Annotated in this window: 18 protein-coding genes and 1 pseudogene; 13 read left to right on the top strand and 6 right to left on the bottom strand. The window is 72.6% G+C overall.

Annotation, left to right across the window (positions count from 1 at the left end; all coding sequences use genetic code 11):
* Window positions 1–26: 26 nt before the first annotated feature.
* From VH969_RS25695 to VH969_RS25685, 3 genes are read left to right on the top strand one after another with little or no spacing between them, the layout of a single operon-like run.
* Window positions 27–1,016, top strand: a complete 990-nt coding sequence (locus VH969_RS25695) for a glycosyltransferase (RefSeq protein WP_331978650.1) — start codon at window positions 27–29, stop codon at window positions 1,014–1,016.
* 36 nt (window positions 1,017–1,052) lie between these two features.
* Window positions 1,053–1,559 (top strand): cupin domain-containing protein, encoded by a 507-nt coding sequence (locus VH969_RS25690; protein ID WP_331978648.1) that lies wholly within the window; start codon window positions 1,053–1,055, stop codon window positions 1,557–1,559.
* A gap of 1 nt (window position 1,560) precedes the next feature.
* Window positions 1,561–2,316, top strand: coding sequence for an SDR family NAD(P)-dependent oxidoreductase (locus tag VH969_RS25685; protein ID WP_331978715.1), 756 nt, complete (start codon window positions 1,561–1,563; stop codon window positions 2,314–2,316).
* 1 nt (window position 2,317) lies between these two features.
* Here VH969_RS25685 and VH969_RS25680 read toward each other — a convergent pair whose 3' ends face one another.
* A complete protein-coding gene (locus tag VH969_RS25680) occupies window positions 2,318–2,617 on the bottom strand; it encodes a DUF2087 domain-containing protein (RefSeq protein ID WP_331978646.1) in 300 nt (99 codons plus the stop codon).
* 53 nt (window positions 2,618–2,670) lie between these two features.
* Between VH969_RS25680 and VH969_RS25675 the strand changes: the two genes are divergently transcribed.
* Both VH969_RS25675 and VH969_RS25670 read left to right on the top strand, forming a co-directional pair.
* Complete coding sequence (locus VH969_RS25675) at window positions 2,671–3,084, top strand: NAD(P)-binding domain-containing protein (RefSeq protein WP_331978644.1); 414 nt, start codon at window positions 2,671–2,673, stop codon at window positions 3,082–3,084.
* 47 nt (window positions 3,085–3,131) lie between these two features.
* Window positions 3,132–3,542: a VOC family protein gene (locus tag VH969_RS25670; RefSeq protein ID WP_331978642.1), complete on the top strand. Its 411-nt coding sequence runs from the start codon at window positions 3,132–3,134 to the stop codon at window positions 3,540–3,542.
* Here VH969_RS25670 and VH969_RS25665 read toward each other — a convergent pair.
* Window positions 3,539–4,072 (bottom strand): SRPBCC family protein, encoded by a 534-nt coding sequence (locus VH969_RS25665; protein WP_331978640.1) that lies wholly within the window; start codon window positions 4,070–4,072, stop codon window positions 3,539–3,541. The two genes, VH969_RS25670 and VH969_RS25665, sit on opposite strands and share 4 nt — an antisense overlap.
* Before the next feature lie 42 nt (window positions 4,073–4,114).
* Here VH969_RS25665 and VH969_RS25660 point away from each other — a divergent pair, with 42 nt between their 5' ends.
* Window positions 4,115–4,537: a MarR family winged helix-turn-helix transcriptional regulator gene (locus VH969_RS25660; protein ID WP_331978638.1), complete on the top strand. Its 423-nt coding sequence runs from the start codon at window positions 4,115–4,117 to the stop codon at window positions 4,535–4,537.
* Here the strand turns inward: VH969_RS25660 and VH969_RS25655 are convergent.
* On the bottom strand, window positions 4,512–5,318 hold the full coding sequence (locus VH969_RS25655) for a methyltransferase domain-containing protein (protein ID WP_331978713.1): 807 nt from the start codon (window positions 5,316–5,318) through the stop codon (window positions 4,512–4,514). The two genes, VH969_RS25660 and VH969_RS25655, sit on opposite strands and share 26 nt — an antisense overlap.
* Before the next feature lie 125 nt (window positions 5,319–5,443).
* On the opposite strand from VH969_RS25655, the gene VH969_RS25650 reads away from it, so the two are divergent.
* Both VH969_RS25650 and VH969_RS25645 read left to right on the top strand, forming a co-directional pair.
* Window positions 5,444–6,985, top strand: coding sequence for an aldehyde dehydrogenase family protein (locus VH969_RS25650; RefSeq protein ID WP_331978636.1), 1,542 nt, complete (start codon window positions 5,444–5,446; stop codon window positions 6,983–6,985).
* A gap of 40 nt (window positions 6,986–7,025) precedes the next feature.
* Window positions 7,026–7,616: an NADPH-dependent F420 reductase gene (locus VH969_RS25645; RefSeq protein ID WP_331978634.1), complete on the top strand. Its 591-nt coding sequence runs from the start codon at window positions 7,026–7,028 to the stop codon at window positions 7,614–7,616.
* A gap of 19 nt (window positions 7,617–7,635) precedes the next feature.
* Here VH969_RS25645 and VH969_RS25640 read toward each other — a convergent pair whose 3' ends face one another.
* Window positions 7,636–8,817: a DNA glycosylase AlkZ-like family protein gene (locus tag VH969_RS25640; RefSeq protein ID WP_331978632.1), complete on the bottom strand. Its 1,182-nt coding sequence runs from the start codon at window positions 8,815–8,817 to the stop codon at window positions 7,636–7,638.
* A 53-nt stretch (window positions 8,818–8,870) separates the two neighbouring features.
* On the opposite strand from VH969_RS25640, the gene VH969_RS25635 reads away from it, so the two are divergent.
* Complete coding sequence (locus VH969_RS25635; RefSeq protein ID WP_331978630.1) at window positions 8,871–9,203, top strand: PadR family transcriptional regulator; 333 nt, start codon at window positions 8,871–8,873, stop codon at window positions 9,201–9,203.
* A complete protein-coding gene (locus tag VH969_RS25630; protein ID WP_331978628.1) occupies window positions 9,200–9,646 on the top strand; it encodes a VOC family protein in 447 nt (148 codons plus the stop codon). Before VH969_RS25635 ends, VH969_RS25630 begins: the two co-directional genes overlap by 4 nt.
* A gap of 1 nt (window position 9,647) precedes the next feature.
* On the opposite strand, the gene VH969_RS25625 is transcribed toward VH969_RS25630, so the two are convergent.
* Window positions 9,648–10,376, bottom strand: coding sequence for a cache domain-containing protein (locus VH969_RS25625; protein ID WP_331978626.1), 729 nt, complete (start codon window positions 10,374–10,376; stop codon window positions 9,648–9,650).
* Between the two features lie 23 nt (window positions 10,377–10,399).
* Window positions 10,400–11,137, bottom strand: coding sequence for a FadR/GntR family transcriptional regulator (locus tag VH969_RS25620; RefSeq protein WP_331978624.1), 738 nt, complete (start codon window positions 11,135–11,137; stop codon window positions 10,400–10,402).
* Between the two features lie 158 nt (window positions 11,138–11,295).
* Between VH969_RS25620 and VH969_RS25615 the strand changes: the two genes are divergently transcribed.
* The 3 genes and pseudogenes from VH969_RS25615 to VH969_RS25605 form a co-directional block, all read left to right on the top strand.
* Window positions 11,296–12,369, top strand: coding sequence for an ABC transporter ATP-binding protein (locus VH969_RS25615; RefSeq protein WP_331978621.1), 1,074 nt, complete (start codon window positions 11,296–11,298; stop codon window positions 12,367–12,369).
* Window positions 12,366–13,574, top strand: a complete 1,209-nt coding sequence (locus VH969_RS25610; RefSeq protein WP_331978619.1) for an ABC transporter substrate-binding protein — start codon at window positions 12,366–12,368, stop codon at window positions 13,572–13,574. The genes VH969_RS25615 and VH969_RS25610 overlap by 4 nt, the downstream gene beginning before the upstream one ends.
* Window positions 13,574–13,835: pseudogene (locus tag VH969_RS25605) on the top strand (ABC transporter permease); the annotation flags it as partial. The gene VH969_RS25610 and the pseudogene VH969_RS25605, both read left to right, overlap by 1 nt.

The raw sequence follows: 13,835 nt of genomic DNA, 5'->3' as shown, positions 1-13,835 counted from the left end.
CGAGGTCGCGCCCGTAGGTTCGTCGTATGCGCGTGCTGTTCGCGAGCCTGGCGTCGCCGGGCCACACCTACCCGCTGATCCCGCTGGCGATCGCGGCCCGGGATGCCGGGCACGAGGTCCACTTCGCCGCGGGCGAGCACGTGCACGCACCGCTGGCCGCGCGCGGGCTGCGGCCGTTCCGCCCGGCGGACTCGTTCTACGAGATCTACGCCGAGGACCTCGAACCCGAGCTGGCCCGGCTGAGACCCGACCTCGTGGTGCACGAGTGGGGCCTGCCCGGCGCCGCCGTCGCCGCCCACCGGGCCGGGATTCCCGGTCTGTGGCACGGGTTCGGCCGCATGATTCCCGCCGGCATCGGCCTCGAGCTGCCCACCGGCGTGGCCGGGGCGGCGGACCGGCCACACGTCGACATCTGCCCGCCGTCCTTGCAGGACAAGGACTTCCTCGCCACCGCGGAGCGGATCGAGCTGCGCCCGGTGCCGTTCGCCGAGCCGGGCGAACTGCCCACATGGGACGGCCGGCGGCGCGTCTACCTGACACTCGGCACCGCGTTCGGCACACCGGAGCTGCTCACCACGGCCATCGCCGGGCTCGCGCGGCTCGACGCCCAGGTGATCGTCGCGGCCGGGCGGGTGGCGCCCGCGGAGCTGGGGACGCTGCCGGCGGGCGTCACCGTGCGGGCGTGGGTGCCGCAGGCCGAGCTGCTGCCACACGTGGACGTCGTCGTCCACCACGGCGGCAGCGGCACCACGCTCGGCGCGCTCGCGGCCGGCGTCCCGCAGCTCGTCCTGCCGCAGGGCGCCGACCAGTTCGCGAACGCCGAGGCACTCGCCGGCTCGGGCGCCGCGGTGCGCCTGCTGCCCGGCGAGGCCGGCGCGGACGCGATCGCGGACCGCGCCGGCATGCTGCTGCGCGACTCCGGCCATCGCGACGCCGCCCGCGCGGTCGCCGCCGAGATCGCCGCCATGCCCGCTCCGGACGCCCTCGCCCGACGGCTGCCGGAGTACGCGCGCTGAGTGGCGGGGAGTTGCCGGGGATCTACAGTGGCCTCCGTGACCGACGTGACCGACGTGAGCGACATCGCGGCGCGCTACGGGCTCGAGCCGTTGCCGGTGGAGGGCGGGCTGTTCCGGCGGACCTGGGCGGGACCGCCCGACGCGACGGGCCGGCCGGCGGGCTCGGCGATCATCGCGTTGTTCGCGGCGGCGGACGACCTCTTCTCCGCCATGCACCGGCTCCCGATCGACGAGGTGTGGCACTTCTACCGCGGCGACCCGCTGGAGCTGCTGCTGCTCGACCCGGACGGCGGCACGCGCGTCGAGACACTGGGCCCGGACCGGGTCCAGCTCACCGTCCCCGCGGGTACGTGGATGGGCGCGCAGGTCGTTCCTGGCGGACGGTGGACCCTGTGCGGCACCACGATGGCGCCGGGCTTCGTGCCGGCCGACTACGAGGGCGGCGAGGCCGGCGAGCTGTGCGCCCGCTACCCCGCGGCGGCCGAGCGCATCCGGGCGCTGTGCCGGCCCGGTGGCGAGTCGCGGCTGAGCGAGCATGGCTGACCTGCCCGACCTGACCGGCACGGTCACGCTGGTCACCGGCGCCAGCGGCACGATCGGCCACGGCATCGCGCGGCGGTTCGCGGCGGCCGGCGGCGCGGTCGTCGTCCACTACCACCGGGACCGGTCGGGCGCCGGGGAGCTGGCCGGCCGCATCCGGTCGGCGGGCGGCGCGGCGCACGTCCTTTCCGCCGACCTGACCGGCGAGCGGGCCTGCCACGACCTCGTCGACGCGGCCGCGGCGTGGCGGGGGCGGCTGGACAACCTGGTCAACAACGCCGGCATCCAGCCCGTCGAGAACCTCGAAGTCCTGACCGCCGAGTCGTGGCGCGCCATGCTCGACGCGAACCTGACCAGCGCGTTCGCGTGCACGCAGGCGGCCGCTCGGGTCATGCGCGAGACCGGTGGCAGCGTCACGCACATCGCGTCGATCGAGGCCACCCGGCCCGCGTTCGGCCACGCGCACTACGCGTCGGCGAAGGCCGCGCTCGTCATGCACGCCCGCGCCGCGGCCCTCGAGTACGGCCCGCTCGGCATCCGGGTCAACACGGTGTCGCCCGGCCTCGTCGACCGGCCGGGGCTCGCCGCAGACTGGCCCGAGGGCGTCGAGCGCTGGCACCGCGCCGCCCCGCTGCGCCGTCTCGGCGAGCCCGCCGACGTCGGGAACGCGTGCGTGTTCCTCGCCTCTCCGATGGCCTCGTGGATCACCGGCCACGACCTCACGGTGGACGGCGGCGTGTCCGCGCACCCCGCGTGGTGACTCAGCCTCCGCCGAGGACGTCGACCCAGCCGCCGGAGCGCCAGTAGAGCCCGTCCTCGCGGGAGAGCAGCCCCTCGTCGACGAGGTGGCGGCGCAGGCTCACGTAGTCGGTGGCGCCGCCCTCGCACCACGCCCGCAGCACGGCGTCGACCTCCTTCTCGGCGAACCGCCGCCCGGGCTCGAAGGACCGCACGACGTGCTCCAGCACGACCCGCCGCCGCCCGCGCCGCGCCGGCAGCCGCACCAGCCGCCCGCCGGCCACGAACGCGCGCAGGGTCGCCGCGGGCCGATCCGTTGCCATGTGGCCAGGTTAGGCAGTGCGCGCAACCGAAATCCGTCGGCCACAACCGTGTCGTGAGCATCACCGTGGCCGTTCTCGGCCTGGGCGAGGCGGACGCCGCGGGCGGCGCCGACCTCGTGCTGTGCCTGACGACCGCGAAGAAGTCGGCCGGCGCGCTGCGTGCGGGCATCGGCGGCGCCGCGCTCTGGGCCGACCTCAACACCGCCTCCCCGGGCACCAAGCGAACCCTCGCGGACATCGCGGCCGAACACGGCGTTCCGTTCGCGGACGTCGCGCTCACGGCGCCGGTCCCGGCCACCGCCTGCGCACGCCCATGCCGGCCGGCGGGCCGGCCGCCGCGCGGGTGGCGGAGCTGCTCGGCAGTGTGTTCTACAAAGGACTGTCAGCGGCGATCACGCGGCATCGAGCCGACGATGGCCGCGGCGACCCGCGACCTGCTGGCCCGGCTCGCCGCGGAGTCCGGCTAGGACCTGTCCCAAAGGCCGGCTGGTTGGTCTTGTGGCACGATTGCCTGATGCTGCGCCTCACCGACTTCATCATCGACTGCCCAGACACGATGAAGCTGGCGGCCTTCTACTCCGAGGTGACGGGTCGCCCGGTCAAGGAGGGCGGCGACGAAAACTGGGCCGGTATCCAGTTCGGCGAGATCGAGCTGGCCTTCATCCGGGTGGCGGGCTACCGCGCCCCGCAGTGGCCCGACAGCGAGCACCCCAAGCAGTTCCACCTCGACTTCGAAGTCGACGACATCGAGGCCGAACAGAGCCGCGTCCTGGCCCTCGGCGCGACCCTGCAGCGGGACTCGATCGGCCCCGACGGCTACGGCTGGCGCGTTTACACCGACCCCGTTGGTCACCCCTTCTGTCTGTGCCGCAACAAGGGTGTTGCCTGGACCGACCAAGGTCTCATCTGGCCCACGAGCGACTAGCGCGCCTCGGCCGCGTCCGGCGTGACCGGGTGCCCGAACTTCCCGCCCAGCGCGGTCAGGTAGCCGTCGATCGTTGCCGTGTGGCCCATGACGAAGCGGGAGACGAAGCGGAACAGGACGTTGCGGACCTCGCCGTGCTCGGTCACCGTCACCGTGCTGCCGCCGCCGGACGGCGCGATGTCGTAGGTCCAGGTGCCGCCGAACGGCAGCTTGTCGTCGGTGATCCGGCTGACGAGCCGCCGGGGCGCGTCGGTCTCCGACATCTCGAAGGTGATCTTCCCGTCCCGGCCGAACTCGCGCCACCGCAACGGATCCGTGCCGAGCACCTCGACCCGCTCGACCCGCGGCCGCCACGCCGGGAACGCCGACACGTCGGTCAGCGCCGCCCACACCTCGGGCGGTTCGACGGGCAGACTGATCCGCCGGGCGGCGACGTGCTCCTTGGGCAGTGCCGCGCCGATCGCCATGACGGCCAGCACCACCAGGACCAACACCCCGACGACGATTCCGGTGATCACGAGCCAACCCATCGCCGCACCTCGTATAATGGTCAACGTATGAACAGTTCAGAGATGGAACTTTTCGAGCAACTGTACACACGGTTGTGGGCTGCGCTCAACCGGCCGGACACACCCGATCTCAGCCAGCACGAACGCCAGCTGCTCCACCACCTCGAGCCCGAGCGGCCGGTCAACCTCGGCTGGCTGGCGGGCCACCTCGGGCTGCCCAAGAGCACGACGTCGACCATCGTGAAGCGGCTCGCCGAGCGGGGCTTCGTGCACCGCGTCCGCGACCCCGGCAACGAGCGCCGGCTCGCGATCACGCTCACCCCGAAGGGCCACGAGCGCGTGGCCGCGGACACCGTCCTGGACCCGGCCCGGCTCGACGCGGCGCTGGCCGCCGTGCCGGAGCCCGACCGCGCCGCGATGCTCGCCGCCCTCGGCAAGCTCGCCGACGCCGCCGAGGCCCTCAAGCCTTCCGGGCGACGGCGCTGACGTAGGCGATGTGGCCGAAGAAGGTCCCCGCTTCGCAGCGGCGCCGCGCCTCCGTCTTGAGCGCCGCCGCCGCCTCCGCACCGACCCGCCCGGCGGCCACCAGCGCGTCGGCGCCCCGGTCGATCAGCGAGAGCAGGTAGCCGTCCGACGCGGGTGCCTCGACGTAGCTGTGCCCGCGCAGGCGGAGGTCGGTGAACCCGGCCTCGCCAAGCAGCACGGGCAGCCGCCGGGCCAGCCACGGATCGTGTACGAGGTTCTCGCGGCACGACTCGGCGCATGCCTGCAGCGGATCGAACGGCCCGGTGGCGACCGTGGTCGTGATGTAGTCGCCGTCGAACACGGCCAGCATGCCGCCCGGCCGCAGCACCCGCACGGTTTCCGCGAGGACCGCCTCGGGGCCGGGCACGTGGCAGAGCACGGTGTGGCACACGACGACGTCGAACTCGCCCTCGTCGAACGGCAGCGCGCGGCCGTCACCCTGGACGAACGTGAGGTTCGCCAGCCCGGCGGCCAGTTCCTTGGCCCGCGCCAGGAACTCCGGTGACGGGTCCACCCCGACGACCTCGCGCACGCCCGGCCGGGCGGCGAGCTCCCGCGCCACCGGGCCCGGGCCGCACCCGATCTCGAGGACCCGCGCACCGGGCGGAAACTCGACGTCGGCGAGGTACGCCTCGCGCATCGCGCGCTGCCGCGGGTCGGCCGCCCGCTGCTCGAGGATCTCGGCGAGCGGCCCCACCAGGTCGTCGCCCGCGGAGGCGATCGTGAGGTAGACGTCCGGCATGGCCACGACCCTTCCACCGGTGCGCGGGGCAGGGCCACGATCGCCTCGCTGCGCAGGCGGCCGGCCACCGACCGGCGTGGCTAGTGTGGAGCGCGATGCCGGACGCGCAGGAAGAAGGTGGCCTCGTGCTGAGCTCCGTGATCGACGGCAAGGATGCCGGCCCCGGGACCACTTTCGAGTCGCGGAATCCCGCCGATCTCGCCGACCTCGTCGCACGGGTCGAGCTCGCGGACGCGGTAACCGTGCGGGAGGCGTGCGCCGCGGCCCGGCGCGCGCAGCGCGAGTGGGCCAAGGTGCCGGCTCCCGTCCGCGGGCAGGTCGTCGGCGCGTTCGGCCGGCTCGTGGCGGCCAACAAGGACGCCCTCGCCCGGCTCGTCACCCGCGAGATCGGCAAGCCGCTCGCGGAGGCGCTCGGCGAGGTGCAGGAGATCATCGACACCTGCGAGTTCTTCCTCGGCGAGGGCCGGCGGCTCTACGGGCACACCGTCCCCTCCGAGATGCCGGACAAGCAGCTGTTCACCTACCGCGTGCCGGTCGGCGTCGCGATGGTGATCACGGCCGGGAACTTCCCCGTCGCGGTGCCCTCGTGGTACCTCGCGCCCGCGTTGCTGTGCGGCAACGCCGTGGTGTGGAAGCCGGCCGAGTACGCCGCCGCGACCGCACGCGCGCTCTGCGACCTCGCCTGGCACGCGGGCGTGCCCGCCGGCGTGCTGAACCTCGTGTTCGCCGACGGCGAGACGACCTACGCCGGGCTCGACGCCGCGCTCACCGGCCGGCTCGTGGACAAGGTCGGCTTCACCGGTTCCACCGCGGTCGGCCGGCGCATCGGCGAGCTCTGCGGGCGGCACGTGCAGACGCCCTGCCTGGAGCTCGGCGGGAAGAACCCGATGGTGCTCGCGCCGGACGCGGACCTGAACCTGGCGGTGGAGGCCGCGTTGTTCTCCGGGTACGGCACCGCGGGGCAGCGCTGCACCTCGCTCGGCACCGTGATCGCGCACGCGGACGTGCACGACGAGTTCGTCCGCCGGTTCGCCGACGCGGTACGCATCGCCCCGGTCGGCGACCCGACCGCGGACGTCGTGTTCGGCCCGCTGCTGGACGAGAAGTTCGCCCGTGGCTTCGAGAACACGCTCGGCTGGGTCGGCGACCACCACACGGTGCTCGGCTCGAGCGCGGTCGGCCGCATCACCGCGGAGGCGCCGCGCCAGGGGTTCGTCGGCGACCCGGCCACCGGGCTCTACTACCACCCGGTGCTGCTCGACGGTGTGCGCCCGGGCGACAAGGTCTTCACCGAGGAGACGTTCGGCCCGATCGTCGGCGTCACCACGTACCGGACGCTGGACGAGGCGATCGAGCTCGCGAACGCGCCCGGCTACGGGCTCTCGGCCGCGGTGTACACGAACGACCCGGGCACTGCTTTTCGCTTCCGGCAAGGAATCTCGGCCGGCATGGTCAGCGTGAACAACTCCACGTCCGGCGCCGAGGCGCACCTTCCCTTCGGCGGCAACGGAAAGTCCGGCAACGGCAGCCGCCAGTCGGGCGTCTGGGTGCTCGACCAGTTCACCCGGTGGCAGTCGATGAACTGGGACTTCTCCGGCTCGTTGCAGAAGGCGCAGATGGACGTGGCCACGATCGAGTCCGATCCCGCCTTCCGGTTGCGCGTGTAGCCTTGCGCGGGTTCGGCTCGGACGACCTGGAGGCGGGAACGTGACCATCGCGGTCATCGGCACGGGGTTCATCGGTGGCACGCTCGGGCGGGCGTTCGCGCGCGCCGGCCACGCCACGGTCTTCGGCTCGCGCCACCCGGACGACAAGTCGGTCGCCGGGGACACCGGCGCGACGACGGCCGGCGTCCCCGACGCCATCGCCGAAGCCGACACCGTGCTGCTGGCCCTGCCGGCGGCCGCGGTAGAGGACCTGCTGCGCACGCACGGCGCCACGCTGGACGGCAAGCTCGTCATCGACGCGGCGAACAACGTCGGCGGCCCGGTCGCGAACCACGCCGGCCTCGTCGCCCGGTTCGCTCCGGGTGCCAGGTACGCGCGCGCGTTCAACACGCTCGGCGGCGAGAACTTCGCCGACCCGGTCTTCGACGGCGTCGCGGCCGACCTGTTCTACTCCTGCGCCGAAGCCGACCGGGAGACCATGGACACGCTGATCTCCGCGGTCGGCCTGCGGCCCATGTACCTGGGCGAGGGCCAGCAGGACGTCGTCGACGGCATGCTCCGCCTGTGGTTCGCGCTTGCGGTCGGCCAGGGCCACGGCCGCAACCTCGCCTTCCGCACGCTGACCCGCTGAGGAGTCCGAAGAGGACGTGTCAGCCCGTGCCGCCCGCGGCGCGCAGTGCGGCGAGCCGGGGTGCGCGCGACTTCGGGCTGTCCAGGCTGAAGCTCCGCGCGTCGCCGAGCTGGTCGCGGACGAACGCCTCCGTCTCGGCCACCACCGCGCCCAGGGCTGCCGGGTCGGCCGCCTTGCCGAAGAGCCACCACACCACGCGTTCGGCGGCCGGGTCGTACTGCCACAGCCCGACGATCCGGCCGCGGTCGGTGATCGGGTGGTCGGTGAGGTCCTTGGTCGCGGTGACCGGCGGCTCGCCCGGCAGCCCCGGGTCGCCGTCGACCAGCGAGGGGTGGTCGCGGCGCAGCAGGACCAGCGCGTCGATGCCGGCGAGCAGGTGGTACGCGGGGTCCGCCGGCGGCTCGAAGGTCTCGTACTCCGCGCGCAGGTGGGCGGGCAGCAGCAACCCGTCGCCGACGTCGGTCAGCTCCAGCCCGGCAACGGCGGCCTTCGCGTCCTTCGCGGAGAACGCGCTGAACCACCGGAAGTGGCCAAGGCTCGCCGGGCCGGTCCAGTCGAAGTACAGCCGCGCCAGCTCGGCGCGCGCCTCCTCGTCGGTCAGCGCGGTCGCCGGCGCGTCCCACCGCACGTAGCCGTAGCGCTGCTTGTCCAGCCGCCCGTCGATCGGCACCCGGCGCAGCGCTCCCGAGGACTGCAGCAGGCCGAGCGTCGCCGGCAGAGTCGTTGCGGCGCCACGCTTGCGGCCCTCCTCCCCCAGGCTGCGCACGCGATCTCCCAGCGCCGCCTTCAGGTCCGCGGGATCGAGCGGCTGCGCACCGACGACGTCCAGCACCGCGTCCGCGAGCGCGTCGATCTCCGCGCGCGGCACGCCCAGGCGGGCGAGCAGCGACAGCTCGCCGTTCGTCGCGCCGCGCCCGACCTGCAGGCCGAGCCCGAAGTGGGCCGCGGGCAGGACGTAGGTGCAGCCGCGCGCGGCGGGCAGCTCGTACAGCTCGAGCGCCTGCGCGGCCTTGTCCACCGACTCGCGGTCGGCGCACATCCGCGCGAACAGCGTGAGGTACGGGTTGGCGCCGCCGACCGAGCGCGCCCATCCGGTGCGGGCCAGCACGTCGGCCGCCGATGCCGGGTCCGGCCGGCCGGACAGCCCCTGCCGGTGTGCCCACCACGCCCGCCGCCGTGCCTGCTCGTCATGATCAACCATGCGCGCTAGTATCCTCCACCGTGGAGGTATCCACAATGGTTATAACTCCCGCGATGTTCGTGGTACTGCTCGCCCTCACCGAGTCCGACCGCCACGGCTACGCGCTCATCGAGCACGCCGGCCGCCTCAGCGCGGGCTCGATCCGGCTCGGCGAGGCGACCCTCTACCGGACCCTGCAGCGGATGCGGATCGACGGCCTGATCGAGGAGATCGACGCGGCGCCGGTGGATCCCAAGCCCGACGGGCGGGCGGGCCGCCGCCGCTACTACCGGATCACGGCGGCCGGGCGGACCGCGGTGCGCGACGAGGCGCAGCGCCTCGCGGGGTTGCTGAGCAGCGAGACCGCGCAGGCGCTGCTGCGGTCGGAAAGGAAGGCCTGCGGATGAGCCTCGACGACGAGTTCCCCGGCGTCACGCCACAGCTGACGGTCGGTGACGCGGACGCGGCCGTGCGCTTCTACCGGGCGGCGTTCCACGCGGACGAGCTGCTGCGCCACCACGGGCCGGACGGCCGGGTCACGCACTGCGAGCTGCTGGTCAACCGCGGCCGCCTGCTGCTGCACGACGACTTCGCCGGCCAGTCGCCGACCGCGCTCGGCGGCACGCCGGTCACGCTGCACCTGTACGTCGACGACGTGGACGCGGCGTTCGCCACCGCGCTGGCCGCCGGCGCGACGAGCCTGATGGATCCCGCGGACCAGTTCTGGGGAGACCGGTACGCGATGATCCAGGACCCGTTCGGCCACCGCTGGTCGCTCGCGACCCCGCGCGAGGACCTGTCGATCGAGGAGATGCGCGAGCGCAGCGACCGCTGGGCGGCGGAGGCCTGACCTACGGCGCGGAGTCGACGAGCGCGATCGGGGCGTCGCCGCAGCGGCGCAGCGTCGTGCCGCCGGGCGACCCGGTCTGGGTCATCCACCACGCCGGCACGTCGACCTCGCGCACCAGCGACCCGGTGGCCTGGCGGATGTTGTTCGACACGATCACCCGGCCCTGCGCGTTGACGAGCGCGGCCCGCCGGCCGAGCGAGCGCAGCTTCGGCCGCAGCGCCCGCTCGAACTCCCGCACGTAGACGTCCGCGCCCACGACGCCGGCGAACACGCCGCGGCGGCGAACCGGGATCGTGAACGTCAGCGTGTACTCGTCGGTGCAGAGGTAGTCGACGTACGGGCCGGTGATGTGCCGGCGGCCGGTGTCGCGCGGGACGGTGAACCAGGACTGTCGCGTGTAGTCGAGGAAGTTCTCGCTCGCCGGGTCGAGGCTGATGAACAGCTGCGTGGGCGCGGCGCCCGGGTTGGTCTCCCACCACTGGAAGCCGAACTCCTGGTCGGCGAGCGTGTGGGGCGCACAGATGTAGCCGGCGCCGACGACGAAGCCGCCGAGCGCGTCGACCACGGTCGGGCTCAGCCGGCCGAGGTCTCGCGTGTGGATCTGGGCCGACTCGGCGAGCAGCGACTCGACCGCGACCAGCACGGGCTTCAGCCGCTCGAAGACCCCCTCCACGAGCGTGGACACCTGCTCGACGATCTCGTCCCCGGCGACCGGACGCCTTCCGTCCACCGTTCTCACCTCGATGCCACCACTCAGGGGGTCACAAGGTCCAAATGTAGCTCCGCCAACAGGGCTAACGCATCAAGGACATGCTCCTCGGTCAGCTCGCGCGCCGCATCCCCCTCGCCGCGGGCGATCGCCGCGGTGATCTCCCGGTGGGTGGTGAGCGCGCCACGCTCGCCCGGCGTCAGCGGCAGCCACAGGAGGCCGCCGCACGCCCGCTGCAGCTGCACCTCCTCGCGGGTCAGCCGGGGCGACTGCGCGGCCGCGGCGACCTCGAGGTGGAACTGGCGCTCGGCACGGGCGATCTCGGCCCCGGTGGCGCCGCGCATGTCCGCTGCGGCCAGTTCGAGCCGCTGGATGTCCTCTGTGGAGCTTCGCTCCGCGGCCAGCCGGGCGGCCGCGCCGGCGATGGCCGCGTAGTGGTCGCCGATGTCGCGCAGGTCGCCGAGCGAGACCGCGCGCAGGGCGTCCTGCCAGGACTGTGTGGACGGACCGGCCGGCGCCTTGACGAAGCTGCCGCCGGCGCGGCCGCGGCGGGTCTCGACGAGGCCGAGCTGCCGGAGGGCCACCAGCGCCTCCCGGACCGTGACGGTGGAGACACCGAACTGGGCGGCGAGCTCGGCCTCGCTCGGCAGGCGTTCGGTGTCGGCGAGCAGGCCGAACGTGATCGCGTCGACCAGCCGCTCGGTGACCGCCTCCGCGCGGCCAAGCTGGTCGAGCGGCGCGAACATCGCGGACCGCGCACCGTGCGACATCCCCTTGCGCATCACGGACCCCAAATCGCAGGACTGTTGCCATATTACATATGAGCTTATATGTTTTAGATGCTCAAGGGCGGCAACGACCGCGGCTCCAACCGCACCTAGGGGAACGGGACGCGACCCAGCCACAAGTACGCGCCGAACCGAAGGGCATCGAACCCAAGGTGACCAAGACCATTGATTCCGGGGAGGCGGCACCGTCCCCGGCCGTCGCGCTTCGCGGGCTTCGCAAGGACTTCGGCGCCATCACGGCCGTCGACGGCATCGACCTCGACGTGCCGCCGGGTGAGTTCTTCTCCATGCTCGGTCCCTCCGGGTCGGGCAAGACCACGGTGCTGCGGCTCATCGCCGGGTTCGAGCAGCCGACCGCCGGCACGATCGAGCTCGACGGCCGTGAGGTCGGCAAGCTCGCGCCATTCGACCGCGACGTCAACACGGTCTTCCAGGACTACGCGCTCTTCCCGCACATGTCCGTGCGCCAGAACGTCGAGTACGGGCTGCGGGTGAAGGGGGTGCCGCGGGCGGAGCGCGGCTCGCGGGCCGCCGACGCGCTGAAGACCGTGCGGCTCGACGACTTCGGCGACCGCAAGCCCGCCCAGCTCTCCGGCGGCCAGCGCCAGCGCGTGGCGCTCGCCCGCGCGCTCGTCAACCGTCCCAAGGTGCTGCTGCTCGACGAGCCGCTCGGCGCGCTCGACCTGAAGCTGCGCCTCGCCATGCAGACCGAGCTCAAGCAGATCCAGCGCGACGTCGGCATCACGTTCATCTTCGTGACGCACGACCAGGACGAGGCGCTGACCATGAGCGATCGGATCGCGGTGTTCAACGACGGTCGCATCGAGCAGGTCGGCACGCCGGTCGAGGTGTACGAGAAGCCCGCGTCGCCGTTCGTGGCCGGGTTCGTCGGCACCTCGAACCTGCTGCGCGGCCGTGGCGCGGAGAGCGTGCTCGGCCGGGACGGCACCTACAGCATCCGGCCGGAGAAGATCCGCATCGACGCCGACCTCTCCCACGCCGCACCGGACGGCGAGGTGGCCGCCACGGGCACGGTGACCAACGTCGTCTACGCGGGCGCGACCGTCCGCTACGAGGTCACCCTCGACGCCGGCGGCCAGCTCACCGTGGTGCGGCAGAACAGCGAACCCGTGGACTTCCCGGACAGCCGGGTGCGGTTGACCTGGCGGCAGGAGCACAACGTCCGGGTGCCGGAAGCCGATTCGCCGACGAAAGGATTGCCATGAAGAAGCGCATGCTCGCGCTGGCGTTGTTCGGCGCCGGCGTACTGGTCGCCGCGTGCGGCACGGCGAGCGAGGACAGCGGCGGGGGTGGTGGCGCCCCCAACGAGAACGGTTTCTCGCCGCCGGACCTGCCGGCCCTGGAGAAGCTCGGCGAGCCGGAGGGCGCGCTGTCCGTGCTGGCCTGGCCGGGCTACGCCGAGGACGGCTCGACCGACCCCGAGATCGACTGGGTCTCCCCGTTCGAGAAGGAGACCGGCTGCCAGGTCAGCGTGAAGACCTTCGGCACCTCCGACGAGTCCGTGACGCTGATGAAGACCGGCGAGTACGACGTGGTCTCGGCGTCTGGTGACGCGTCGCTGCGGCTCATCGCGGCCGGCGACGTGGAACCGGTCAACACCGACCTCGTGCCGAACTACGCCGACATCTTCGAGTTCCTCAAGGACAAGCCGTGGAACAGCGTCAGCGGCAAGGAGTACGGCATCCCGCACGGCTGGGGCGCGAACGTGCTGGCCTACCGGACCGACCAGGTCAAGCCCGCACCGACGTCGTGGTCGACGGTGTTCGACCCGGACAGCCCGCAGAAGGGCAAGCTGACCGCGTACGACTCGCCGATCTACATCGCCGACGCCGCGCTGTACCTGATGAAGCACAAGCCGGACCTCGGCATCAAGAACCCGTATGCCCTGGACGACAAGCAGTTCGACGCGGCGGTGGACCTGCTCAAGCAGCAGAACCCGATGGTGAGCGAGTACTGGTCGGACTACCTCAAGGAGAGCCAGGCGCTCAAGAACGGCGACGTGCTCGCCGGCACCGCGTGGCAGGTGACCGTGAACCTCACCAAGAGCGAGGGCTCGCCGGTCGACTCGGTGCTGCCGTCCGAGGGCGCGACGGGCTGGTCGGACACCTGGATGGTGTCGACCAAGTCCAAGCACAAGACCTGCGCCTACAAGTGGCTGGACTACATCGTCAGCCCGGAGGCCAACGCGCAGGTGGCCGAGTACTTCGGCGAGTCGCCGGCCAACGAGAAGGCGTGCTCGCTGACCACCGACAAGTCCCACTGCGACACCTTCCACGCCGGCGACGAGATCTACGCGTCGAAGATCTGGTACTGGACGACGCCGATCGCGCAGTGCCTCGACGGCCGCACGGACGTGAAGTGCAAGGACTACGGCGAGTGGACCCAGGCCTGGACTGAGATCAAGGGCTGATGACGGCCCTCCGCAGCGCCTCGGCGTTCCTGCACCGGACGCCGAGGCTGCGGCTCTCGATGCTGCTGTCCGCGCCGCTGTTGTGGCTCGGGCTCGCCTACCTCGGCGCGCTCGCGGCGCTGTTCCTCACCGCGTTCTGGCACACGGACCCGTTCACCGGCAAGGTGATCACGGACTGGTCGCTGGACAACTTCCGCACGCTGGTGACCGACTCGGTGTACCGGACGATCACGTTCCGGACGGTCGGCATCGCGGCCGGAG

It is taken from the genome of Actinophytocola sp., assembly GCF_036555685.1.
In the GTDB taxonomy this organism is placed as follows: domain Bacteria; phylum Actinomycetota; class Actinomycetes; order Mycobacteriales; family Pseudonocardiaceae; genus Actinophytocola.
Note: the sequence above shows the minus strand (reverse complement) of the source record. Positions and strands in the feature narration are given on the sequence as shown.

Bases quoted from the DNA above. Each gene is read 5' to 3' on its own strand.
- VH969_RS25695 (WP_331978650.1), top strand. From the start codon at position 27: ATGCGCGTGCTGTTCGCGAGCCTGGCGTCGCCGGGCCACACCTACCCG.
- VH969_RS25680 (WP_331978646.1), bottom strand. From the start codon at position 2,617: ATGGCAACGGATCGGCCCGCGGCGACCCTGCGCGCGTTCGTGGCCGGC.
- VH969_RS25670 (WP_331978642.1), top strand. From the start codon at position 3,132: ATGCTGCGCCTCACCGACTTCATCATCGACTGCCCAGACACGATGAAG.
- VH969_RS25665 (WP_331978640.1), bottom strand. From the start codon at position 4,072: ATGGGTTGGCTCGTGATCACCGGAATCGTCGTCGGGGTGTTGGTCCTG.
- VH969_RS25660 (WP_331978638.1), top strand. From the start codon at position 4,115: ATGGAACTTTTCGAGCAACTGTACACACGGTTGTGGGCTGCGCTCAAC.
- VH969_RS25655 (WP_331978713.1), bottom strand. From the start codon at position 5,318: ATGCCGGACGTCTACCTCACGATCGCCTCCGCGGGCGACGACCTGGTG.
- VH969_RS25640 (WP_331978632.1), bottom strand. From the start codon at position 8,817: ATGGTTGATCATGACGAGCAGGCACGGCGGCGGGCGTGGTGGGCACAC.
- VH969_RS25635 (WP_331978630.1), top strand. From the start codon at position 8,871: ATGTTCGTGGTACTGCTCGCCCTCACCGAGTCCGACCGCCACGGCTAC.
- VH969_RS25630 (WP_331978628.1), top strand. From the start codon at position 9,200: ATGAGCCTCGACGACGAGTTCCCCGGCGTCACGCCACAGCTGACGGTC.
- VH969_RS25620 (WP_331978624.1), bottom strand. From the start codon at position 11,137: ATGCGCAAGGGGATGTCGCACGGTGCGCGGTCCGCGATGTTCGCGCCG.
- VH969_RS25610 (WP_331978619.1), top strand. From the start codon at position 12,366: ATGAAGAAGCGCATGCTCGCGCTGGCGTTGTTCGGCGCCGGCGTACTG.